Source organism: Bordetella tumulicola, from assembly GCF_965138755.1.
GTDB classification, from domain to species: domain Bacteria; phylum Pseudomonadota; class Gammaproteobacteria; order Burkholderiales; family Burkholderiaceae_B; genus Bordetella_A; species Bordetella_A tumulicola.
Map to the genome: position 1 here is coordinate 162,298 of NZ_CBCSFP010000008.1, position 21,273 is coordinate 183,570.

19 protein-coding genes and 1 pseudogene are annotated in these 21,273 nt (G+C 62.8%); 14 read left to right on the forward strand and 6 right to left on the reverse strand.

Annotation, left to right across the window (positions count from 1 at the left end):
- Positions 1-99: 99 nt before the first annotated feature.
- Together ACNAZS_RS18910 and ACNAZS_RS18915 are read right to left on the reverse strand one after the other, a co-directional pair.
- Positions 100-1,500, reverse strand: coding sequence for an MmgE/PrpD family protein (locus ACNAZS_RS18910; RefSeq protein ID WP_415792108.1), 1,401 nt, complete (start codon positions 1,498-1,500; stop codon positions 100-102).
- Positions 1,497-3,596: a TRAP transporter large permease subunit gene (locus ACNAZS_RS18915; protein ID WP_415792045.1), complete on the reverse strand. Its 2,100-nt coding sequence runs from the start codon at positions 3,594-3,596 to the stop codon at positions 1,497-1,499. The genes ACNAZS_RS18910 and ACNAZS_RS18915 overlap by 4 nt, the downstream gene beginning before the upstream one ends.
- A 157-nt stretch (positions 3,597-3,753) precedes the next feature.
- Between ACNAZS_RS18915 and ACNAZS_RS18920 the strand changes: the two genes are divergently transcribed.
- Positions 3,754-4,797: a TRAP transporter substrate-binding protein gene (locus tag ACNAZS_RS18920; RefSeq protein ID WP_415792046.1), complete on the forward strand. Its 1,044-nt coding sequence runs from the start codon at positions 3,754-3,756 to the stop codon at positions 4,795-4,797.
- Positions 4,798-4,873: 76 nt separating this feature from the next.
- Positions 4,874-5,584, forward strand: coding sequence for a GntR family transcriptional regulator (locus tag ACNAZS_RS18925; RefSeq protein ID WP_415792047.1), 711 nt, complete (start codon positions 4,874-4,876; stop codon positions 5,582-5,584).
- A gap of 93 nt (positions 5,585-5,677) precedes the next feature.
- On the opposite strand, the gene pcaC is transcribed toward ACNAZS_RS18925, so the two are convergent.
- Complete coding sequence (gene pcaC / locus ACNAZS_RS18930; RefSeq protein WP_415792048.1) at positions 5,678-6,088, reverse strand: 4-carboxymuconolactone decarboxylase; 411 nt, start codon at positions 6,086-6,088, stop codon at positions 5,678-5,680.
- Between the two features lie 118 nt (positions 6,089-6,206).
- Between pcaC and ACNAZS_RS18935 the strand changes: the two genes are divergently transcribed.
- From ACNAZS_RS18935 to ACNAZS_RS18950, 4 genes are all read left to right on the forward strand, one after another.
- Complete coding sequence (locus tag ACNAZS_RS18935) at positions 6,207-7,028, forward strand: N-acyl homoserine lactonase family protein (RefSeq protein ID WP_415792049.1); 822 nt, start codon at positions 6,207-6,209, stop codon at positions 7,026-7,028.
- Positions 7,025-7,816 carry an SDR family oxidoreductase gene (locus tag ACNAZS_RS18940; RefSeq protein ID WP_415792050.1) on the forward strand — a complete coding sequence of 264 codons (792 nt, stop codon included), beginning with the start codon at positions 7,025-7,027 and terminating at the stop codon, positions 7,814-7,816. Before ACNAZS_RS18935 ends, ACNAZS_RS18940 begins: the two co-directional genes overlap by 4 nt.
- Positions 7,817-7,869: 53 nt before the next feature.
- Positions 7,870-8,784 (forward strand): NAD(P)-dependent oxidoreductase, encoded by a 915-nt coding sequence (locus tag ACNAZS_RS18945; protein ID WP_415792051.1) that lies wholly within the window; start codon positions 7,870-7,872, stop codon positions 8,782-8,784.
- 69 nt (positions 8,785-8,853) lie between these two features.
- Positions 8,854-9,846: a Bug family tripartite tricarboxylate transporter substrate binding protein gene (locus tag ACNAZS_RS18950; protein WP_415792052.1), complete on the forward strand. Its 993-nt coding sequence runs from the start codon at positions 8,854-8,856 to the stop codon at positions 9,844-9,846.
- Between the two features lie 146 nt (positions 9,847-9,992).
- Here ACNAZS_RS18950 and ACNAZS_RS18955 read toward each other — a convergent pair.
- The 3 genes from ACNAZS_RS18955 to hutI form a co-directional block, all read right to left on the reverse strand.
- The coding region (locus ACNAZS_RS18955) for an amidohydrolase family protein (protein WP_415792053.1) at positions 9,993-10,873 on the reverse strand (881 nt) is incomplete at its 5' end.
- A 14-nt stretch (positions 10,874-10,887) separates the two neighbouring features.
- The coding region (locus ACNAZS_RS18960; RefSeq protein ID WP_415792054.1) for an amidohydrolase family protein at positions 10,888-11,381 on the reverse strand (494 nt) is incomplete at its 3' end.
- A gap of 32 nt (positions 11,382-11,413) precedes the next feature.
- Positions 11,414-12,661, reverse strand: coding sequence for an imidazolonepropionase (hutI, locus tag ACNAZS_RS18965; protein ID WP_415792055.1), 1,248 nt, complete (start codon positions 12,659-12,661; stop codon positions 11,414-11,416).
- Positions 12,662-12,765: 104 nt separating this feature from the next.
- Between hutI and hutC the strand changes: the two genes are divergently transcribed.
- The 8 genes and pseudogenes from hutC (at position 12,766) to hutG (ending at position 21,162) form a co-directional block, all read left to right on the forward strand.
- Positions 12,766-13,521: a histidine utilization repressor gene (gene hutC / locus ACNAZS_RS18970; protein WP_415792056.1), complete on the forward strand. Its 756-nt coding sequence runs from the start codon at positions 12,766-12,768 to the stop codon at positions 13,519-13,521.
- A 20-nt stretch (positions 13,522-13,541) separates the two neighbouring features.
- Positions 13,542-15,224, forward strand: coding sequence for a urocanate hydratase (hutU, locus tag ACNAZS_RS18975; protein ID WP_415792057.1), 1,683 nt, complete (start codon positions 13,542-13,544; stop codon positions 15,222-15,224).
- Positions 15,225-15,260: 36 nt separating this feature from the next.
- On the forward strand, positions 15,261-17,039 hold the full coding sequence (locus ACNAZS_RS18980) for an HAL/PAL/TAL family ammonia-lyase (RefSeq protein ID WP_415792058.1): 1,779 nt from the start codon (positions 15,261-15,263) through the stop codon (positions 17,037-17,039).
- Between the two features lie 42 nt (positions 17,040-17,081).
- Positions 17,082-18,068 carry a Bug family tripartite tricarboxylate transporter substrate binding protein gene (locus tag ACNAZS_RS18985; RefSeq protein ID WP_415792059.1) on the forward strand — a complete coding sequence of 329 codons (987 nt, stop codon included), beginning with the start codon at positions 17,082-17,084 and terminating at the stop codon, positions 18,066-18,068.
- Positions 18,069-18,081: 13 nt separating this feature from the next.
- A complete protein-coding gene (locus ACNAZS_RS18990) occupies positions 18,082-19,086 on the forward strand; it encodes an ornithine cyclodeaminase family protein (RefSeq protein WP_415792060.1) in 1,005 nt (334 codons plus the stop codon).
- 4 nt (positions 19,087-19,090) lie between these two features.
- Positions 19,091-19,912, forward strand: a complete 822-nt coding sequence (locus ACNAZS_RS18995) for a phosphate/phosphite/phosphonate ABC transporter substrate-binding protein (protein WP_415792061.1) — start codon at positions 19,091-19,093, stop codon at positions 19,910-19,912.
- Positions 19,912-20,337: pseudogene (locus tag ACNAZS_RS19000) on the forward strand (HutD/Ves family protein); the annotation flags it as partial. The gene ACNAZS_RS18995 and the pseudogene ACNAZS_RS19000, both read left to right, overlap by 1 nt.
- 30 nt (positions 20,338-20,367) lie before the next feature.
- Positions 20,368-21,162, forward strand: a complete 795-nt coding sequence (gene hutG / locus ACNAZS_RS19005) for an N-formylglutamate deformylase (RefSeq protein WP_415792109.1) — start codon at positions 20,368-20,370, stop codon at positions 21,160-21,162.
- Positions 21,163-21,273: the final 111 nt, after the last annotated feature.

The following is a 21,273-nucleotide window of genomic DNA, read 5'->3' on the forward strand; positions in this document are numbered from 1 at the left end:
GGTGCTTAGCTATATGCCACGCGAGGTTGACTTGTTGCCCGGGCCCTACCCGGCGAGGGCCAACAGACAAGACTTTTTCATCCTTTCCTGCTGCCTGGATTACTTCCAGCCATCGAACCCACCACCGGCCACGCGAATGACAAAGCCGGCATCCGGCGCTTTGTCCAGCGACCAGACGGCCTCGATCAACCGCTCGACATCCACCGTCGCCCCACCGTGGCGATGCAGCTCGCGCAGCTTCTCTTCCAATTCACGATCTTCGAGCGGACGGGCGAGTGAGCCACGCGCGGCGTCGACGTCGCGGTGCAACATGGTGCCGTCATCGAATTCGATACGCAGCTTCACGGCATCGACGGACATGGTGTCGTCGTCATGGAACGTCAATCGTGCGCCCAGGGCTTGCAGTCCCGGATCGGCGACCGCCTCGTCCGAGAACTCCGGCAAGCCGGCGCTCCCCCGTACCAACGCGACCGCCACGGCATGCTGCGCGCTTACCTGGGACTGGCGTCCCGTGGTAACACCCGGCCGGTCCGTGCGCTGGCGCAACAGGGGATGTCCCGTCAGTGCGATGCGCGTGATACGGTTCCAGCCGCCGCCGGCAATACGCGCATCGGCAGCCAGTGCCAGGCAGGCGTCAATCACAGGATTCAACACAACACCGCAGGGATACGGTTTATAGGCGTTGTTGAGCAGTTCCCACGTCTCGCCCAGCCCCTGCGAAATAGCGCCGAATACCGGCGCGTCGGCCACCACGCGCAGAAACCCGCGCTCGCCTTCCAATGGCCGCGCCGGGCCATCGAAACCCTCGGCTGCCAGCAAGGCGCCCACGAGCCCATTGCGCGCGGCATTACCCACGCTGATGCTCTTGGCCGAGGTACCCAATGCCTCGACCAAGCCGCCGGACTGAACCGCCGCCGCACCCAGCGCATGCAAATTCTGGCGCGACGTCAGGTTCAGGCAGCGGGCCACGCCCATGGCCGATCCAAACACGCCGCAGGTCGACGTGATATGCCAGCCGCGAGCATAGTGCTCCGGCGATATCGCGTTGCCAATCCGGCAGGTCGCCTCCGCGCCCAAGATAAAGGCATGCAGCAATTCGGCGCCCGTCACCGGGCGGCTCTCAGCCAAGGCGAACAGGGCCGGCGCAATAGGCGAAGTAGGATGGATGATGGTCGGATGATGCGTATCGTCAAAGTCATAGACGTTGGCCATCATGGCATTCAGGGCGGCGGCATTGAGCATGTCCACGCGCTGAGCCCGTCCGACCAGCGTCGCCAGCGGGCCGGCGGAAAAGCGCCCGTAGACACGGCTGGCGATGTCCAGCGCGGGATCGCGGGCAGCCGCCAACGCCACGGCAAAGAAGTTCAACAACGACCGGCGCGCCTCATGGCGCACCTTCGCCGGCACGTCCTCCCAGCGGTTGGTGGCAACAAAGTCTGCCAGCGCGGCGCTGACTGTCGGTGCATCGGTCCACGGTACGACTGCTTGTTTCAATGTCAACTCACTTGTTGAGGAAGCCACATCACGATCTGCGGAAACACATAGATTAGCCCCAGGAACAGCAGGATGATCAGCACGAACGGCAAGGCCCCACGCATGATATCGGTAAAGCGCGCCTTCTCGTTCATGCTGCGAAGCACGAACAGCACCATGCCGACAGGCGGGGTGATCAGCCCGACCTCGATCATCAATACCAGGAACACGCCGAACCAGATCGGATCCAAGCCTAGCGCCATCGCGATCGGATAGGTAACGGGCAAGGTCATCAGCATCATAGCGATCGACTCGACGAACATCCCCAACACCAGATAGATAAGCACCATCGCGCCCATCACCAACACCGGCGGAACGTCCGCGCCCTCGATCAGGTTGACCACCTCGCGAGGCAGCCTCAAATAGTCAAACACCCAACTGAAAATACTTGCGCCCACCACAATAAGTAGCAAGAGCGCCGTCACCTTGGCCGAATCCTGCGCTATTTCGATCAGCGCTTTCCACGTCAGCTGACGCCGCAACAGACACAGCACGAATGCGCTGACCGCGCCGATAGCCGCCGCCTCGGTGGGCGTGGCCACACCGGCGTACATGGACCCCAGCACCGCGCCGATAATGACCACGAATGGGATCATGCTGCGCGATGCTCCCATTTTTTCGCGCAAGGTGTACGACCGGGCTACCGGCGCCGCGCCCGGCACCATCAATGCCCAGACCAGCACGCCCAGCATGAAGCATCCCATCAACACTAGGCCAGGGATGATGCCCGCCAGGAACAGGTGCGTCACGGACGCACCAACGGTGGTCCCATAGATAATCATGGGTATGCTGGGGGGAATCAGGATCCCCAGAGTGGCGCCGCCAGCCGCCACGCCATAGGTCAGCCTGGGGCTGTAACCGCGCGCGATCATGTCGGGGCAGGCCGCCTTGCCCAGCGTCGCGGCCGTGGCCAGGCTGGAACCGGAAACGGCGGCAAACACCGCCGACGCACCGGCCGAGGCATGCGCCAAGCCACCGGGCGCACGGCCAAACCAGCGCACCAGGGAATCGAACATCCCAGAGGTGATACCGCTGCGCAGCAACAGCCCGCCCATAAAAATGAACATTGGCACGGCGGTCAACGTAAAAGTATTGGTGCTGCTCCATGCGCGCTCGGCCAGCAGAGACAATTGCGGGCGCGACAACAGGAAGTACACACCGAACAGCCCCACCAGACCCAGTGCGACGCCAATACGCACGCCGAGAAACAGCAGCAACATCATGCTGGCCACTAACAGAGCCGCCAACCAGCCCAGCGATTGGCCGCGCGCCAACGCATACAGCACGGCACAGCCGCCCACGATAGCCAGAACGCGGAGCAGGCAGCGGCCACCGCTCCATGCCCATACACTGACCGTAAACGCCAGTGCGATCAGCGCCATGCCCCAATCCAGGCGTGTGCCGGCCAATGGCACCGCATTGGCACCCAGGCCCGCCAGCAGCATCACCATCAGCGCCAGCGCCGCCGGTGCCAGCCAGCGACGCCAGACCGCTGCCGGCGGGCTAAGACGATAAAGGTCGACCAGGATGGACATGCAAAAGGTCAACAGGCCCAATGAAACGGCCAACTCCGGTATCCATTGCGGCGTGGACAACAACCCCCAATCACGGGTGTCGTTGACGTACTCGCGCGCATTGAAGCTCGCCATCTGCCAGGCCAGCACCACGCAAAACAGCAAGGCCAGCCACTGGCACAGCAGCTCGACCTGCAGTCGCGCGGTCGCCGACAACCGATCGACCCAGAGCTCTACCTGGACATGCGAATTGGATGCCTGCGCCGCCGCCAGCCCGAAGAACACGGTGGCGACCAGCAAATAGCCGGAAATTTCCGTTGCCCAAGCGGTCGGCGAGTTCAAGACATAGCGAGAGAAAATCTCGTAGCACATCGAAAATGCCATCAGTATCAGTGCCACCGTGGCCACCGTACCAGACGCCCGCGATAGGGCAGCCATTGCGCGAATCAGACTGAAGTCATGCGTCGTCGCCAAGGGATAAGGCGAGGCGCCGGAAAACACCTCCACCTCCATCGGCGCCATCGGCGCTGATATCTCGATGCTGCTCATTGGGGTCTCCTCTACTTGGCACGCCCTGCGTGCTGGTGGTTTTCCCTGACGGAGCGAGCCATCTGGAATTATGTTATGACGATATTATATGCATATTGTATTATTGCATGCTCGAATTTCTTACAGCGCACTGCGCATTACTACCAGGAGGAGCACTATGACCCGAGACATCCGGCAACCTGCCGGCCTTTGTGCCGCGCTCATGGCGGCGGCGCTCTGCGCCACAAGCTGGAGTGGCGTCGCGGCCGCTCAGACCTACGACCTGACCATGTCCGTCATCACCGCCCCGGGAGACGGCTATTCCATCCTTACCGCCTCGGTGCCCGAACGGGTTGCCAAGGCGACCGACGGCAAGGTCAAAGTCACCGTCAGCGATTCCCTGGTGCCGCCCGCTCAGATAGCGACGGCTGTACGAGAGGGTCGCGTCGATATGAGCGCGGCATTGCACACCTATCTTGCCGCCGACGAGCCGCGCATGGGCATCTTTAACCTGCCCGGGCTGATCAACGACATCAAGGAATACAAGCAGGTCTGCGACGCCTTTTGGTGCGAAGACACGCGCAAGATCTGGAAGGACAAATGGAACGCCATCGTACTGGCGGAAGGCGCCTGGTGCACCCAGCAGTTGTTCTCCAAAGATCCTATCCACAAGCTCGAGGATTTCAAGGGCAAGCGCCTGCGCGTGCACAACCCGCAGACCGCCGAAGTGGTCAATGCTCTGGGCGGCAAGCCGGTCGCCATGCCCACCACCGAGATATTTCCCGCGCTGGAACGCGGCGTGATCGACGGCCTGTTCATCTCGACCTGCGTAGGCGGCGCGTTGGAATTCTGGCGCATTGCCAAGAACGTGCAGAACTGGAGTCTGGGTCCGGTGAACGGCTGGGCCATCCTCGTCAATCCCGACAGCTGGCAGAAATTGCCGCCAGACGTGCAGGAACAAGTACAGGGCGCGATGGAGGCACTGCAACAAGAGGCTTTTGGCAACTACGACGTCTTTGTCGACAATGCCAAACAGGAAATGGAAAAGAAGGGCGTGACGTTCTGGGTCGCCCCCGAGGCAGAACGGGCTAAACTAATGCAAAAGCAATACATCGGCCCCTCCTATGACGCATGGAACAAGCGTGCCCAGCAAGTAGGATTCGATGGCCCTGCCTACCTTGAGCGTATCCGCAAGGTGCTGGGCAAGACTGCAAACAATTGATCAGGGCTACCCTTTCACCGGTGTCCGGGGCGCTTGGCGCGCGACGGACACCTTTTTCATTCGGCATCACGAACGCATGACTTCCTCCGTAGAGCCCCAAGACAATTTCAAAGTCCAGCGCGTTGCATCCGTGCTGCGGCATAGCGTGACCGAGAGCATTCGCAATGCCATCCTGGTCGGCCGCTTTCGCCCGGGTGAACGCCTGCCCGAACGCGAACTTTGCGAAATGACCGGCGTCAGTCGCACCCTGGTGCGAGAGGCGCTGCGCCAACTGGAATCCGAAGGGCTGATCATCGTCATCCCGCATCGCGGTCCGGTGGTTGAGCGGCTCTCGCCGGAGCAGGCCCGCGGTATCTATCAGGTCCGCGAAGAACTCGAAGGCCTGGCCTGCCAACTGTTTGCGCAAGAAGCCACCGACGCCCAATTGGATGCCCTGCGCGAGGCTTTCCAATTGCTCAAGCGCGCGCTGACACGAGGCACCGCGCTGGAACAGATCGCCGCCAAGAACGCCTTCTATCAGCAGTTGCTTGATGGTGCAGGCAACGAAGCCCTGACCTCCACCCTGCGCCTACTCAATTCGCGTGTCATGCTGCTGCGCTCGACGTCGATGCAAGCGCCGGGCCGCGCCAAGCACAGCGTGGCCGAGATTTCCGACCTGCTGCAGGCCCTAGAGGCACGGAATGCCAGGGCCGCCCGCAAGGCAGGCAGCCTGCACGTGCGCAATGCCGCCAGCGTTGCCATCGCTATCCTGCAGCGTTCGATGGAACACGCGGCCGCGGTCGACTGACGCCACGGCCCGATGCAAGGTTAATGTGCCCTGGCCCGCGGCCGACAATGCGGCCACGCATTACCGGCAACGCAAGCGCCACGCTCAGGCCGGTTAGCCAAAGGCGCCCTCTTTTTCCATGTCGGTAATCACTTCGCGTGCCGCTTTCATGGCGTCCAGTGCGGCGGGGACGCCGCAATAGATGGCCGCCTGCAGCACCACCTCGACGATCTCGTCTTTGGTTACACCGTTATTGATCGCGCCGCGCATATGCAAGCGCAGTTCGTTCGGCCGATTCAGCGCAATCAGCATGGCCAGGTTCAAGAAACTGCGCGTCTTGCGCTCAAGCCCGGGGCGGGTCCAGACTTCTCCCCAACAGTACTCTGTAACCAGCTTTTGCAACGGAGCGGTCAGATCGTCGGCCCCGTTGAGCGACTTGTCCACATAGACGTCGCCCACGACGGATCGGCGGACTTCCAGGCCCTTTTGAAACTGCTCGCTTTGAAATTCAGGCCGCAATGCCATGATGGTGTCTCCGTTGAGTAAAGCGGGGCAGCGGAACATCCACTTGCCACCACATTACGTATTACTATAATACAATCCTATTGTATTTATAAAAACGCACTCTCAACGAGGAGACACTGTGAATTGCGCACCTTTCGACGTGTTTGCGATCCGCTATGCCCGCCATGCCGGACGCATAGCGGCGGACAACTATCTGGGCAAGGTCGATTTCCACGACGCTGAATCCGACCTTGATTACTACGTATGGGTACTGCGCCGCGGCGACGAGATTTATCTGGTCGATACCGGGTTTGGCGAAGAGGCGGCGCGCCAGCGCGGTCGCGAGCTGTTCATGCGGCCCTCCGCCGGCCTGGCCTTGCTGGGCATCGATGCGGCCCAGGTCCAAAACGTCATTCTTACACACCTGCACTACGATCACGCGGGTACGCTGGCCGATTTTCCGGCCGCGACCTTCCATGTGCAGGACGCCGAACCCACCTACGTCACCGGGCGCTGCATGTGCCACGCGCCACTGCGCCATCCCTACGACGTCGAAGACATCGTGCAATATGTGCGCAAGCTCTATGCGGGCCGCGTCACATTTCACAACGGGACGGCGCAAGTGGCGCCTGGCCTGACGCTGCACCTGGTCGGTGGCCACACCCGAGGCTTGCAGATCGTCCGGGTCTGGACGCAGCGTGGCTGGGTCGTGCTGGCGTCCGATGCCAGCCACCTTTACGGCAACATAGGTAATAGCGCCCCCTTCCCGGTTGTCTATAACGTCGGCGACATGCTGGAGGGCTACCGAATCGTGCGTGAGTTGGCAGAATCGGAAGACCATATCGTGCCCGGGCATGATCCCCAGGTCATGCTGCGCTACCCTGCCCCGGAACCCGCCTTGCAAGGAAAGATCGTCCGCCTGGATGTCGCCCCCACGACCGGCGGCGGAGCGCTCGGATGAGCACCCCGCTTGCAGGGCGACATGCCCTGATCACGGGCGCAGAGGCCGGGTTGGGCTATGCCATTGCCGACGCCCTTGCCGCTGCGGGCGCGTCCATCATCATGCACTGCCTGCACGTCGATGAGGCCGCCCGTCACGCACAAGCGACGCTATCCAGCGCTCATGGCACCCAGGTGCGGCTGCTGCATGCGGACCTGCGCAACGTCGACGAAGTCGAGGCCATGATGCGTCAGGCGCTCGACGATATTCCCCGTGTTGATATCCTGGTCAACAATGCGGTCATCCGTCACTTTGAGCCCGCACACGAACTGCCCCGCCAGCATTGGGACGAGTCATTGGCGGTCAATCTCTCGGCGCCCTTTCATCTGGCGCGCCTGGCGCTGCCCGGCATGCTGGCCCAGCAGTGGGGCCGCATCATCAATTTATCTTCGGTGTATGGCGCTGGCGCAACCCCTAACCGGATTGGCTACGTCACCACCAAGACGGCCTTGCTGGGGATGACCCGCGCGTTGGCCGTCGAAACCGCGGCCAGCGGGATTACCTGCAATGCCGTCGCGCCTGGCACCGCGCCCACACCCGCCATCGTCAACCGTATCGCCGAGATTGCGCAGCGCACCGGTGTGTCGCCGCAACAGGCCGAACGCGACTACCTGGCGACGCGCCAGCCCACAGGCCGGTTTGTCTCGATGGAAAACGTAGCCGCCCTGGTCATCTTCCTGTGCAGCGAGGCCGGCCGCGACATTACCGGCGCGACACTGCCTATCGACGGTGGCTGGACGGCCGCATAGCGGTTCCGGGTGGCGATCGACCCTACATCACCTTTACGACAGCGAGACGCATCATGACGACGGAAAAACATCTAGGCTTCGTGGGCATCGGCCGCATGGGCCACCCCATGGCCGAACGCCTGCTCGACGCCGGCTACACCTTGACGATCTACGACACCCAGCCCGACGCACTACAGGCGCTGGCCGCCAAAGGGGCCCAGATCGCCTCATCCCCGAAGGCCGTGGCTGATGCCGCGGCCACTGTGCTAGTGTCTTTGCCAACACCCGATATCGTGTTGAAGGTAGCGCTGGGCGAAGAAGGCCTGGCCCGCGGCAGCGTCGTGCGCACCGTGGTCGACCTGTCCACCAGTGGTTCACAAGCGGCGCGCATGCTGGCCGACGGCCTGGGGGCATTGAAGATAGACAGCATCGACTGCCCAGTCAGCGGCGGTGTAACGGGCGCCAAACGCGGCACGCTGGCTCTGATGATTTCCGGTCCACGTGCCCGTTATGACGCCCTGCAAGAAGTGTTTGCCGCACTGGGCAAGTCAGTCTACGTCGGCGAGCAAGCCGGCATGGCGCAAACCATGAAAGTCATCAACAACCTCATCTCCGTAACGGCATTGAGTGTTACCTCAGAATTAATGGTCATGGGCGTAAAGGCTGGCCTGGATCCGGACGTCATGCTGCAGGTCATCAACTCCGGATCGGGCCGCACCAATGCATCGGAAGACAAGATTCCGCGCTTCGTGTTGACGCGCAGTTTCGATTTTGGCTTTGCGATCGGCTTGTCGGCCAAAGATGTGCGCCTATGCCTGGAAGAAAGCGAACAGTTGGGCGTGCCCCTGCGGGTCGGCGATGCGGCTCGCCGCTTGGTCGACGATACACGAGACAAGTTCGGCAACGACGCCGACCTGACCGAGATCATTCGCTACGTCGAAGAAGCAGCGGGTGTGCAAGTGCGCGGCCAGGCCGCCGGCAAAGCATGAGCGCGAGCAGCATTGACGCAGTCTGCCAGACATTAATCAAAAAAACTAACCGCACACGGAGATTTCCTCATGTTTGATTTACTAAAAGTGGCGGCACACGGCCTCTTCCCGCGACTGCTCATGGGCGCTGCTGCCTTGCTGGGCGCAACGGCGGCCCAGGCGGCCTATCCAGAACGACCCGTGCGCGTCATCGTGCCGTTTGCCGCCGGCGGCGGCGCTGACATCGTGGCTCGCCTGGTATTCAAGGGCGTAGGCGAACAACTCGGCCAATCATTCATCATCGACAATCGCGGAGGGGCGGGCGGCATCATCGGCACCGACGCCGTGGCCAAGGCCGACCCCGACGGCTATACGCTGCTGCTGGGCCAAAGCGGCCCGAACGCCATCAATCCCGCCGTCTACAGCAAACTGCCCTACGATGCGCGCAAGGATTTTGCCCCCATCACCCAATTGACCAGCTATCCCTATGTGGTGGCCGTCAAGAACAAACTACCGGTCGCCAATCTGCGCGAGTTGATCGAGCTTGCCAAGCGCGAGCCCGGCACGCTCACGCTGTCGACAGCCGGACAGGGAAGCTCATCACACCTGGCGGTTGAACTCTTCACGCGGCAAGCCGGCATCTCGGTCATTCCCGTCCCGTACAAGGGTGCGGGACCAGCTTTGCTGGACGTGGTCGGTGGGGTAGTCGACATGACTTTCGGCGACGCGGCGTCCGCCTCCAAGCAAGCCGAAGCCGGCAACGTCAAGGCGCTGGCCGTTACCGGCTCGCGCCGCTCTCCCTTGCTGCCCAACGTGCCCACGGTACAGGAAGCCGGCCTGCCCGGATACGAAGCATCGGCCTGGCATGCGGTGCTGGCGCCGAGCGGCACACCCCAACCGGTGATCCAGACCCTGCACGCCGCGATTGTGAAAGTGCTGTCCGATCCGCAACTCAAAGCACGGCTGGCGCAGGATGGCATCGAGACCGTCGGCAGTCAACCCGCGGACTTTCAGCGCGCGCTGGAGACAGAGATCGACAAATGGAAGAAGGTGGTCGACGAAGCGGGTATCAAGCTCGAGTAGGTTTGTCCCTGCAAGCGCGCCTATGAAAGCGACGACGGTGCTTATCGCGTGTTTAGAGCAAGTCGGGCAGGGGAAATCCGCCACCTGACTGGGATGCGCGTGATCGGGCAGTCAACCGCGAGCTCGGAGAGCATGTGACAAAAATGCTAGCCTGAATTCGCTCGCAGGCTGTCGATTACGCGACGGAACGCCTGGTAAGCCTGCTCCTCTTGCGTGTGCCGTCCTTCGCGCACCTGCCACTGCCCTCCCACCATCACGTCTCGCACACAAGCGCGCTGGCCTACGAAGATCCAGCTGTCCAGCACGGCATCGCCACGCCGGCCCGCCAGGGCCGGATGAACGGGATCAAGTACAACCCAGTCGGCCTGTGCGCCAACGACCAGACGACCGCAATCGCGGCCCAGCGCCTGCCCGCCGCCGATCGCGGCGCCTGTGTACAGGCTGCGACCGACAGAGGGGCAGGTCGCGCTGGCCAGCACGGCGCGTTGCCGATAGAGCAGACGCTGGCCATACTCCAGAAGCCGCAACTCGTCGGCCGCATCCACCGTGATGTGGCTATCCGACCCGATGGCCCAGTTCGATGGTCCCGGCGCATCCAGGTACGGTCGCGCGGGAAAAAAACCATCGCCCAAGTTGGCCTCGGTACTGGGGCAGATAGCTACCACCGCACCGCTGGCCGCGATTTGACCAATTTCGGCATCGTCCAGGTGCGTGGCGTGCACCAGGCACCAACGCGCATCGACCGGGGCGTGCGCGAACAGCCATTGCACCGGCCGCAGACCCGACCAACGCACGCAGTCTTGCACTTCGGCCGTCTGCTCCGCGATATGAATATGCACGGGCGCCTGTGGGTCGAGCGCGTTCAGCGCCTGGAGTCCGCCGGCGATCTGCGTGGCGTCCACCGCACGCAATGAATGAAAGGCCATGCCCAGACGTGCCCGCGACGTGCCGCGCAACTCGGTATGCAAGTCGGCAAGCAGGACCGCGTAGCCATCCAGATCGTGCAGGAAGCGACGCTGTCCGTCGGNGGNNGGCCNNCCNCCGAAGCCGCTATAGGCATACAGCACGGGCAGCAGAGTAATGGCGATACCGGTATCTTCTGCCGCGCGTAGCAGGCAGTGCGACATTTCGCCTGCCGGCGCATAGGGCACACCGCCGACGTCGTGATGCAAGTAGTGAAACTCGGCCACACCGGTATAGCCGGCCTTAAGCATCTCGATATAGAGCCAGCGCGCTACGTCACCCATCTGCATGGGCGTGATGCGCGAGGCATAGCGATACATCAGGTCGCGCCACGTCCAGAAGCTGTCCTGCGAATGCCCCCTGAATTCGGTCAGGCCAGCCATGGCGCGCTGGAAGGCGTGCGAATGTACGTTGGCCAGACCCGGCACCACGAAGCCGCCCAAGCGCTCGGCATCGGCCGGGCAGTCCTGCCCGAGCGCGACGCCCCGCAACGTGCCGCCCTCGTCCACATCCAGGACGACATTGTCGGCCCAGCCATCGGGCAATAATGCAGAGCTTGCGAAATAGCGCATTGGAATGTCCAGCGGTGCAGGGTTGATAAGGTTTAGGCGCTACGTGCAACGCCCGCGCGCAACACGCGAGTGGGCAGGTGCGTGCCGTAGCTGTAGCAGAGTTCGGCCAGATCGGCCACCTGCCAGAACAGCAGATCGGCCTGCTTGCCCACGGCCAGACTACCAATGTCCTTGTCCATGCCCAGAGCCCGCGCCGCCACATGTGTCACGCCGTTAAGGGCTTCGGCTGGCGTCATCAGGAACGACGTACACGCCATGTTCAGCATCAGCAGCAGCGACGCGTAGGGAGAGGTGCCGGGATTGCAGTCGGAGGCCACCGCCATCGCCACACCGTGCTTGCGCAGCAAAGCGATGGGCGGCGTATGGGTATCACGCAGGAAATAATAGGCGCCCGGCAGCAGCACCGCCACCGTACCGGCAGCGGCCAGGCTACGCGCGCCCGCCTCGTCCAGGTGCTCCAGGTGATCCGATGACAGGCCGCCGTACCGCGCCACCAGTTCGCTGCCGCCCAGGTTGCTCAGTTGTTCGGCATGCAGTTTTACCGGCAGTCCGAGTGCAGCGGCGGTCTTGAACACGCGTTCAGTCTGGGCGACATCGAAGCCAATGTTTTCGCAGAAGACGTCCACGGCATCGACCAGCCCGGCCTCGGCTGCCGCAGGCAGCATCTCGTCGCAAACAATGTCGATATAAGCATCCGCTCTGCCCGCATAGTCGGGCGGCAAAGCGTGCGCACCCAGAAAGGTCGTGCGCACCGTGACTGCCTCAGTTTCGCCCAAGTGACGCGCGGCGCGCAGCATTGCCAGCTCGGTGTCGCGATTCAGACCATAGCCTGACTTGATCTCGATTGTAGTGACCCCCTCGCGCATCAACGCCCGCAGCCGCGGCCGAGCTTGCTCAATAAGTGCGGACTCGCTGGCGTGGCGAGTGGCGCGTACGGTAGAGGCGATGCCGCCGCCCGCACGCGATATTTCTTCGTAGCTGGCGCCATTCAAGCGCAACGCGAATTCACGCGCACGTGAGCCGGCGTAGACCAGATGCGTATGGCAGTCGATCAGGCCCGGTGTGACCCACTGACCACCAGCGTCGATCGTGACCGCTGCCTGATGCCGGGCTGACCGGTCGGCCGCAGCGCCGATCCAGACGATGCGGCCTTGGTCAATCGCCAGTGCATCGGCATCGTTGACCACGCCGTAGTCGCCTTCGCGCTCCGGTGCGAAGGTCGCCAGCCGGGCGTTGACAATCAACGTATCCCAAATCCTGTCGGTCCCTGGATGCGCCATGGAACGGCTCCTTATTCTGAATAAGCATAGGACGAAAGTTTACTTGACTATACTTGTATATCCAAGTTAAATCATTCCATCGATGACCCTGTTGGAAGCCCTCTATGAATGCCGCACTCCGCGACCTGCCCCTCGCCCCCTACGCTCGCATCAAGCGGCACATCATTGAGCACATCGAGTCGGGCCAGTGGGCCGTCAATGAACAGGTGCCCTCCGAGAACCAGCTTGCCGCCCAGTTCGACGTGTCACGCATGACAGCGCGCCGCGCCATCCTCGAACTCACCCAGGACGGCATGCTCGTGCGCAGCCAGGGCGTGGGCACTTTCGTGGCTGAACGCCGGCCCATGTTGCCCGTGCTGGAAGTACGCAACATTGCGGACGAGATCGCCGAACGAGGCCACCGCTACAGCAATCGCATCATCACGCTCGAACAAGACACGGCCACCGACGGCATCGCCATTGCGCTGGGTATCGCACCCGGCAACCCCGTCTTCCATTCAGTCATCTTGCACTTGGACAACGACGTGCCGGTGCAACTGGAAGACCGCTACGTCAATCCCCAAACCGCCCCGAGATACCTCGAGCAGGACTTCAGCCGCGAAACGCCCAATGCGTATCTGAGCCGCGTGGCGCCCCTGTCGGCGGTGGAGCACACCATCGAAGCCATCCTGCCTAACGCCGAGATCGCCGCCTGGCTGGGCCTCGCAGACCCACAGGCCTGCCTGCAGGTATTGCGGCGCACCTGGACGTCCCCTCATATCGCGACGTTCGCCCGCCTGATCCATCCGGGCGACTCGTACCGCTTGAGCGGCTACGCCACCGTACCTGCGCAGCCTGGCCAAGGCGCCCAAAGCCAATAGAAACCTGACGGAGACAAGCCATGAGCGAGAACACCCCCACCCGCCACGATGCCTCGCGCGAAATCCGCGCGCCCCGGGGCAACACCCTGAGCTGCAAGAACTGGTTGATCGAGGCCGCCTATCGCATGGTCCAGAACAACCTGGACCCTGAGGTCGCAGAACACCCGCACGAATTAGTGGTGTACGGCGGCATCGGTCGCGCTGCCCGCAACTGGCCTGCCTACGACAAGATCCTGGAAGTGCTGCGCCGGCTTGAGGCCGACGAGACCCTGCTGATCCAGTCGGGCAAGCCGGTAGGCGTCTTCAAGACCCACGCCGATGCGCCCCGCGTCCTATTGGCGAATTCGAACCTGGTGCCACACTGGGCCACCTGGGAACACTTCCATGAGCTCGACCGTAAGGGCCTCATGATGTATGGCCAGATGACGGCCGGCAGCTGGATCTATATCGGTTCGCAGGGGATCGTGCAAGGGACCTACGAAACGTTCTACGCGGTCGCCAATCAGCATTTCGACGGTGACCCAAAGGGACGCTGGATTCTCACTGCGGGGCTAGGCGGCATGGGTGGCGCGCAGCCGCTCGCAGCTACCATGGCGGGCTTTAGCATGATCGCCGTGGAATGCGACGAGTCGCGCATCGATTTCCGACTCCGTACTCGCTATATCGACGTCAAGGCTACCTCGCTGGACGATGCGCTGACGATCGTCGAAAAAGCGCGGGCCGAGAATCGCGCGGTCTCGGTGGGTCTGCTGGGCAACGCCGCCGATGTCGTCTCGGAAATGGTCCGCCGCAACATTACGCCTGACTGCCTGACCGACCAGACATCGGCTCACGACCCTTTGAACGGCTACCTGCCACAAGGCTGGACCATGGATACCTGGCGCGACAAACGCCAAAGCGATCCCGAAGCCGTAGTGACCGCGGCGAAGCAATCCATGGCCGTACACGTACGCGCCATGCTCGAACTGAAAGCGCGCGGCGCCGCCACGCTGGACTACGGCAACAACATCCGGCAAGTCGCGTTGGAACAGGGCGTGACCAACGCCTTCGACTTCCCCGGCTTCGTCCCCGCCTATATCCGACCGCTGTTCTGCGAAGGCATCGGACCGTTCCGCTGGGTAGCGCTGTCGGGCGACCCCGAAGATATCTACAAGACCGACGCCAAGGTCAAGGAATTGATCCCGGACGACAAGCATTTGCACAACTGGCTCGACATGGCGCGCGAGCGCATTGCCTTCCAGGGACTGCCGGCGCGCATCTGCTGGGTAGGCGTGCGCGACCGCGCGCGACTGGCTCTGGCCTTCAACGAAATGGTGCGAACGGGTGAACTGAGCGCGCCCATCGTGATCGGCCGCGACCATCTCGACTCGGGTTCGGTAGCCAGCCCCAACCGTGAAACCGAATCCATGCGCGACGGCTCGGACGCCGTATCCGACTGGCCGCTGCTCAACGCGTTGCTCAACACTGCCGGCGGCGCCACCTGGGTGTCGCTGCATCACGGCGGCGGCGTGGGCATGGGTTTCTCGCAGCACGCGGGCGTGGTCATCGTCTGCGACGGTACGGCCGAAGCCGATCAGCGCCTGGCGCGCGTATTGCACAACGATCCGGCTACCGGCGTGATGCGCCACGCCGACGCCGGTTACGACATCGCGATCGACTGCGCCCAAGCCGTCGGGCTCGACCTGCCAATGCTCAAAACCTAGAAGTGCCCTACCCCCCTTCGCGCCCAAGGAGTTGTAATGCACTACCCCCTACGGTCCGCGGACCGAGCTTTACCGACTCTACCCCTGTCATTGCGGCTTAAAGCCGGCACAGCGTTCATAGCCCTGGCATGTATTACCAGCACCCTGTTGGCACCTGGCGCCCACGCCGCCAGCGTGGTGGCCGAACACCACGAGACCACTACCAATATCTCCGTTCGGCAAACAGCGCTGGCATTGGACGGCGAGTCGTTGACGGCCGCTCAAGTGATCGACGTGGCGCGTCACGGCCAGGCCGTGGCGCCCACCGATGCCGCCTGGCGGCGTGTGGCCCGCTCGCACGAGTTGCTGCTGGAGTATGCGCGCCTGGGCCAACCCGTCTACGGTCTGAACCGCGGCGTGGGACAAAACAAAGACCAGACGATTTTCTCGGGCGACACGGTATCGGACCAGGCTCGCGCGCTGTCCGAAGCCTTCAACCACCGCATGCTGCTGTCGCATACTGTGGCCTACGGCGAACCGGCCTCTGCCGACGTGGTTCGCGCCGCGATGGTGGTGCGTTTGAACACGGCGCTGTTCGGCGGCACCGGTATGAGTCCTGCGCTGGTACGCCAGTATGTGGCGTTCCTGAACAAGGGCCTGACGCCGGTGGTGCTGGGTCAGGGATCTGTGGGCGAGGCCGACATCGGCATTCTGCCGCAGATCGGGCTAGCGATGATGGGCGAAGGACAAGTCGAAGTCGACGGCAAGATCATGCCAGCGGCGCGCGCCATGCGCGATGCCGCTATTGAGCCAGTCAAGCCTTACGCCAAAGACGCGCTATCGCTGCTTAGTTCGAATGCGTACGGCGCCGCGCTGGCCATCTTGGGGGCGCACGATGCCGAGCAGATACTGGATCGCGCCGACGAAGTCGCGGCCCTGTCGCTCGAGGGTCTGAACGGCAACATCGCGCCCCTGCTGCCGGCCACGCAAGCCCAGCGTCCGTACGCGGGGCAACAGCAGACCGCTCGACGCATCCTCGACTTGTTGAAGGGCAGCGCACTCTGGCAAGTGGACGACAAGCGACGGCTGCAAGATCCCTTGAGCTTTCGCACTGTCAGCCAGGTCAACGGCGCGGCCCGCGAGGCCCTTCGGACGCTAAACGCGCAGTTGACCATCCAAATCAATAGCTCAGATGACAACCCCACTGTGGCGCTAGACGCCGTGCCGCCCGTCGGCGTCACGCCGCAAGAGGCGCGTTACTACGTTACCCAGGGCAATGTACGCGGAGCCATCCTGCCCAGCGCCGGCTTTGACCCCACGGTCTGGGTCGTGCCACTAGAATCGGTTGGCGTGGCGCTTTCGCATGTCGCGCAATCATCAGCGCAACGCGTACTGCGCCTGGGCGACCCTTCCTTTACGCAACTGTCGCGCTTTTTGTCCCCCGACAGCAAGACACTGGCGTACACCACTATCCAAAAGCCGGTCTCGGCACTGGCCACCGAAATACGTGCGCTATCCCACCCGGTGTCATCGGATGCGCTGGTCGTCGCCGGGCACATCGAAGACGTGGCTACCAATGCGCCGCTGGCCGCACAACGCGTCCGACAGCAAGTGCGGCTGCTCCGCACCCTGCTGGGCATCGAACTGATGCACGCGGCGCAGGCCGTAGACCTGCGCACCCGCGCTGATCCGCAACGCTCACTGGGCCAAGGCACCAGTGCCCTGCTCCAGGCGTTCCGCGCACAGGTGGCATTTCTTTCGGAAGACCGGCGGTTGGCCGACGACATCGCGCGTGCTGGCCGCTTTCTTGAAGAGACCCGCGACGCCGCACAGTGAGTATCGGGTCAATACAGCAGTGAGATCTGCATAGGGGAAATCATGAACACGTCTCTCGCCATCCGCATAACCGGTGTCATCTTGGCCAGCGTCTTATCCACGGCGCCGGCGCTTGGCGCCAATGAAAAGTATCCCGATCAACCCGTCACCATCATCGTGCCCTTTGGCGCGGGTGGCATCGCCGACGCCCTGCCGCGCATCGTCGGACAAGAACTCAGCAAACAATGGGGCGTGCCCGTCATCATCGAGAACAAGGTGGGTGCCTCGGGCAACATCGGTATGGACTACGTGGCCCGCGCCAAGCCCGACGGCTACACGCTGGCCCTGGCGCCAGCGGGCAACATGACCGTCAACCCGCTGCTCTACACAAAACTGCCCTTCGATACGGCCAAGGACTTCGCCCCCGTGACATTGCTGGCCACCTCGCCAAACGTGCTGGTGGTCAATGACGGCGTACCTGCCAAGACCCTCAAAGAAGTGGTGGACTACGCCCGCCAGAACCCCGACAAGCTCAACTACTCGTCACCCGGGCCTGGCAGCGGCGCGCACCTGGCCGGGGAACTGCTCAATCAGTCCGCCGGCATAGTCATCCGGCACATTCCGTACAACGCCATGGCGGCCGCCGTCAATGATGTAGTGGCCGGCAACGTCGACATGATGTTCGCGGGCGTGTCCACCGTGCTGCCGCAAATTCAGGCCGGCAAATTGCGGGCCTTGGCGGTCGCCAGCCCCGAGCGTCTGCCACAACTGAAAGACGTGCCTACCGTCGCCGAAAGCGGCTACCCAGGTTTCGACGTGACCTCCTGGTATGGCATTGTCGCCCCCGCCGAGGTCCCGGCAGACATACTTGACAAGTTGCAGGCCGATATCGCAGCTGCCGTACAACAAGAATCAGTGCGCCAGAAATTCGCCGGTCTGGGCGTGGATCCGGCCGGCTCCAACCGCGCGGACTTCACCCGTACGATCCAGGACGAGACTCGCAAGTGGTCCGCCATCGTCAAGAAAGCCGGCATTCAACCCATTCAATAACCGAGGAGACACCATGCAGTCCATCGACATCACCTACATTAACGGGCCCGACGTGCATGCGCTGGACCTGACCGACGCGGAGATCCTGGATGCCGTGGAAAGCGCGCTGGACGCACAAGGCCGCGGCAAGACCGTCATCGAGCCGCGCATGCACCTGGTGCCCGAGTCCTCGGCCAAGGGACATTTCAACGTGCTGCGCGGCTACGTCGAACCGTTGCATATCGCAGGGGTAAAGGTTGTCAGCGACTTCGTGGACAACTACAAGATCGACCTGCCTTCAGAGATGGCGCTGCTCAACCTGTTTGATCCCGTCAACGGCAAGCCGTTGGCCGTCATCGACGCCACCGCCATCACCGACATGCGAACCGGCGCGGTCACCGCCTTGGGCGCCAAGCACCTGGCGCGCAAGAACAGCAAGGTGCTGGGCCACATCGGCTCGCGCGGCACTTCGTACTGGAACGTGCGGCTGCTCGATAGCCTGTACGACTTCGATGAGATCCGGGTGCATTCCCGCCGTCCCGAAAGTCAGAGGGCCTTCGGTGAGCGCCTATCCAGGGACCTAAACAAGCCGGTCAAAGTGGTCAACGATTGGGAGTCTTGCGTACGCGGCGCCGACATCATCGTCGAGGCCTCGCGCCTGCCAGAACCCACGCCGCTGCTCAAGACAGAATGGATCAAGCCGGGTGCGTTAGTCATGCCCTACGGCACCATGAGCGCGGTAGAACTGAGCCTAACCGACATCATGAGCAAGGTCGTGGTCGACGACTGGGGCCAGTGCCGCAAGGGTCTGCCCTATGGCTCGCTGCGCGCGCACGTCGACAGCGACCGTATCACCGAAGAGAATCTGCACGCCGAGATCGGCCAGATCGTAGCCGGCGCAAAGCCCGGTCGCGAGCGCGATGACGAAACCATCCTCTTCTGGCATCGCGGCCTATCCACGACCGACATCGCACTGGGCTACGCCATGCTTCAGAAGGCGCGAAAAATGGGCTTGGGCCAAACGCTGAAATTCGCCTAGGCGCATGATGGAACTCATCGCCTCGACTCGCATGTACGACGTGGCCCCCGCCGCACAGGCCGCCTGGCATGCGCTGCTGGGCGCCGCGCAAGCACGTGCCGGCCTGGACGCGCGATTCGTCGAGTACCGCTGGCCGACACCCATTGGCGAACTATGGGGTCTGCCCGGGCTGTACGGCGCATTCATGTGCGGCTGGCCCTACGCACTGGCCTTGCAAGCAGGGCGCGCCTACACCGCCGTTGCCAGCGTCGTGCCGGACTGGCCGGCCTACCAAGGCCAGCCACGCTACCGCAGCGAGTTCCTGGTGCGTGCGGACAGTCCATGGTGCACACTTGCCGACGCGGCCGGTAGCCGCTACGGCTGGATGGTGCGCGATTCGCAATCCGGCTGGAATGCGCCACGCGCGGTACTGGCCAAGTTGGCAATCCACGGCGGGGCATTGTTCAGCGAGTCCAAGGGGCCGTACGGCAATCCGCGCGGCCTGCTGCGCGCACTGGCCGGTAACGAGATTGACCTGACCGCCGTGGACGGCTGGTACTTGGACCTGCTGCGCGTACACGACGCCGATGCACTGGCTGGGTTGCGCACGCTGGCCTATACCCCCTGGACGCCCAACCCGTTGCTAGTGGCCGGTCCCGATGTGGACAGTGCCACCGCGGCACGCCTGTCGCGGGTCTTGCTCACGATGCACGAAGATCCGCAGCACGCACAGCTATTGCGCGATGCTAGGGTGGCGCGCTTCGTGTTGCCCGAAGCGGCCCGCTACGTACGATTGATCGACATGGAGCGCGAGGCCCTCGCGCGCGGCTACCCGGAGATCCGCTGATGCCCGGCACGCCTCGCACCCTGTTCCTACAAGACCTGCCCGTGCAATGCTGGCGCAACGGCGGCGGCACCACCCGCGAGATCGCTCGCTGCCCCAGCGATGTCAACGCCCCGCTTGTGTGGCGCCTTAGCCTTGCCGATATCAAACAGACAGGCGCCTTCTCGTCCTTTCCCGGCGTGCGGCGCACCTTGGTGCTGTTGGACGGTGGCGGACTGACCCTGCAGATCGCGGATGAGGGCGACGTCCTGTTACGCGTTCGCGGTGACGCCTGCACTTTCGATGGACACGCCGCGGTAACGGCCCACCTGCATGCAGGCCCCTGCCGTGTACTCAACTTGATGACCGCGCACGGCTCGGTCTGGACGGACACGGCGCATGTCAGCGGGCGGCACATCGTGGCCGAGTTCTCGAACGGCCACACCACTGAACGATATTTCATCAACGAGCCACACATTATGATCGACCGCATCTTGCCCGCTTTTGCACTGCGACAAGGAAAATCGCCCCTGCTGATCTCGATGCCGCATGTCGGCACCGAACTGCCCGATGCCTACGCGCGCCGCATGACACAATATGCGGCGCCGCTGGACGACACCGACTGGCATCTTGAAAAACTCTATGCCTTTGCCACTGAGTTGGATGCCTCGTTGATCGTGGCGACTCACTCTCGCTACATCATCGACCTGAATCGTCCACCCGACAACTCCAACCTATATCCCGGGCGCGACACCACGGCCCTGTGTCCCCTCGATACTTTCGACAAGCTGGCGCTCTACCAGCCCGGCCAAGAACCGAACGATACTGAAATCGCGCAGCGCGTAGAGCAGTACTGGCGCCCGTATCATGACGCGCTGGCGACAGAACTGCAGCGTCTGCATAGCTTGCATGGATACGCCCGGCTGTGGGACGCCCACTCAATCCGATCCACAATACCCCGCCTGTTCGAGGGTCGCTTGCCAGACCTCAACTTCGGTACCGCCGACGGCGCCAGTTGCCGGCCTGAACTTGCCGACCGCATCATGGCACTGACGCGCCAAGCACAGGAATACAACGCAGTACTCAACGGCCGATTCAAGGGCGGCTACATCACGCGCCGGTACGGCAACCCGGACCACGGCATCGACGCCATCCAGCTTGAACTGTCGCAGATGACCTACATGGAAGAGAGGCCGCCTTACGCCTACGACGAGGACAAGGCGGGCGCGCTACAGCACCACCTCCGCGACATGGTGCGGGCCTTTATGGCCTGAACCGCTGACAGGCCATGTGGTGGGTGCTCCGGGTCCAGAGGACAGATCACAGACTCACAACAATGTAATGAGTTAATTACTTATTGACAGGTTTTCTTGACATCATTAAAG

Coding starts and splice junctions, on each gene's coding strand:
- ACNAZS_RS18945 (WP_415792051.1), top strand. CDS start 7,870: ATGACGACGGAAAAACATCTAGGCTTCGTGGGCATCGGCCGCATGGGC.
- ACNAZS_RS18980 (WP_415792058.1), top strand. CDS start 15,261: ATGCACTACCCCCTACGGTCCGCGGACCGAGCTTTACCGACTCTACCC.
- ACNAZS_RS18940 (WP_415792050.1), top strand. CDS start 7,025: ATGAGCACCCCGCTTGCAGGGCGACATGCCCTGATCACGGGCGCAGAG.
- hutI (WP_415792055.1), bottom strand. CDS start 12,661: ATGGCGCATCCAGGGACCGACAGGATTTGGGATACGTTGATTGTCAAC.
- ACNAZS_RS18985 (WP_415792059.1), top strand. CDS start 17,082: ATGAACACGTCTCTCGCCATCCGCATAACCGGTGTCATCTTGGCCAGC.
- hutU (WP_415792057.1), top strand. CDS start 13,542: ATGAGCGAGAACACCCCCACCCGCCACGATGCCTCGCGCGAAATCCGC.
- ACNAZS_RS18990 (WP_415792060.1), top strand. CDS start 18,082: ATGCAGTCCATCGACATCACCTACATTAACGGGCCCGACGTGCATGCG.
- ACNAZS_RS18925 (WP_415792047.1), top strand. CDS start 4,874: ATGACTTCCTCCGTAGAGCCCCAAGACAATTTCAAAGTCCAGCGCGTT.
- ACNAZS_RS18920 (WP_415792046.1), top strand. CDS start 3,754: ATGACCCGAGACATCCGGCAACCTGCCGGCCTTTGTGCCGCGCTCATG.
- pcaC (WP_415792048.1), bottom strand. CDS start 6,088: ATGGCATTGCGGCCTGAATTTCAAAGCGAGCAGTTTCAAAAGGGCCTG.
- ACNAZS_RS18995 (WP_415792061.1), top strand. CDS start 19,091: ATGATGGAACTCATCGCCTCGACTCGCATGTACGACGTGGCCCCCGCC.
- hutG (WP_415792109.1), top strand. CDS start 20,368: ATGATCGACCGCATCTTGCCCGCTTTTGCACTGCGACAAGGAAAATCG.
- hutC (WP_415792056.1), top strand. CDS start 12,766: ATGAATGCCGCACTCCGCGACCTGCCCCTCGCCCCCTACGCTCGCATC.
- ACNAZS_RS18950 (WP_415792052.1), top strand. CDS start 8,854: ATGTTTGATTTACTAAAAGTGGCGGCACACGGCCTCTTCCCGCGACTG.
- ACNAZS_RS18915 (WP_415792045.1), bottom strand. CDS start 3,596: ATGAGCAGCATCGAGATATCAGCGCCGATGGCGCCGATGGAGGTGGAG.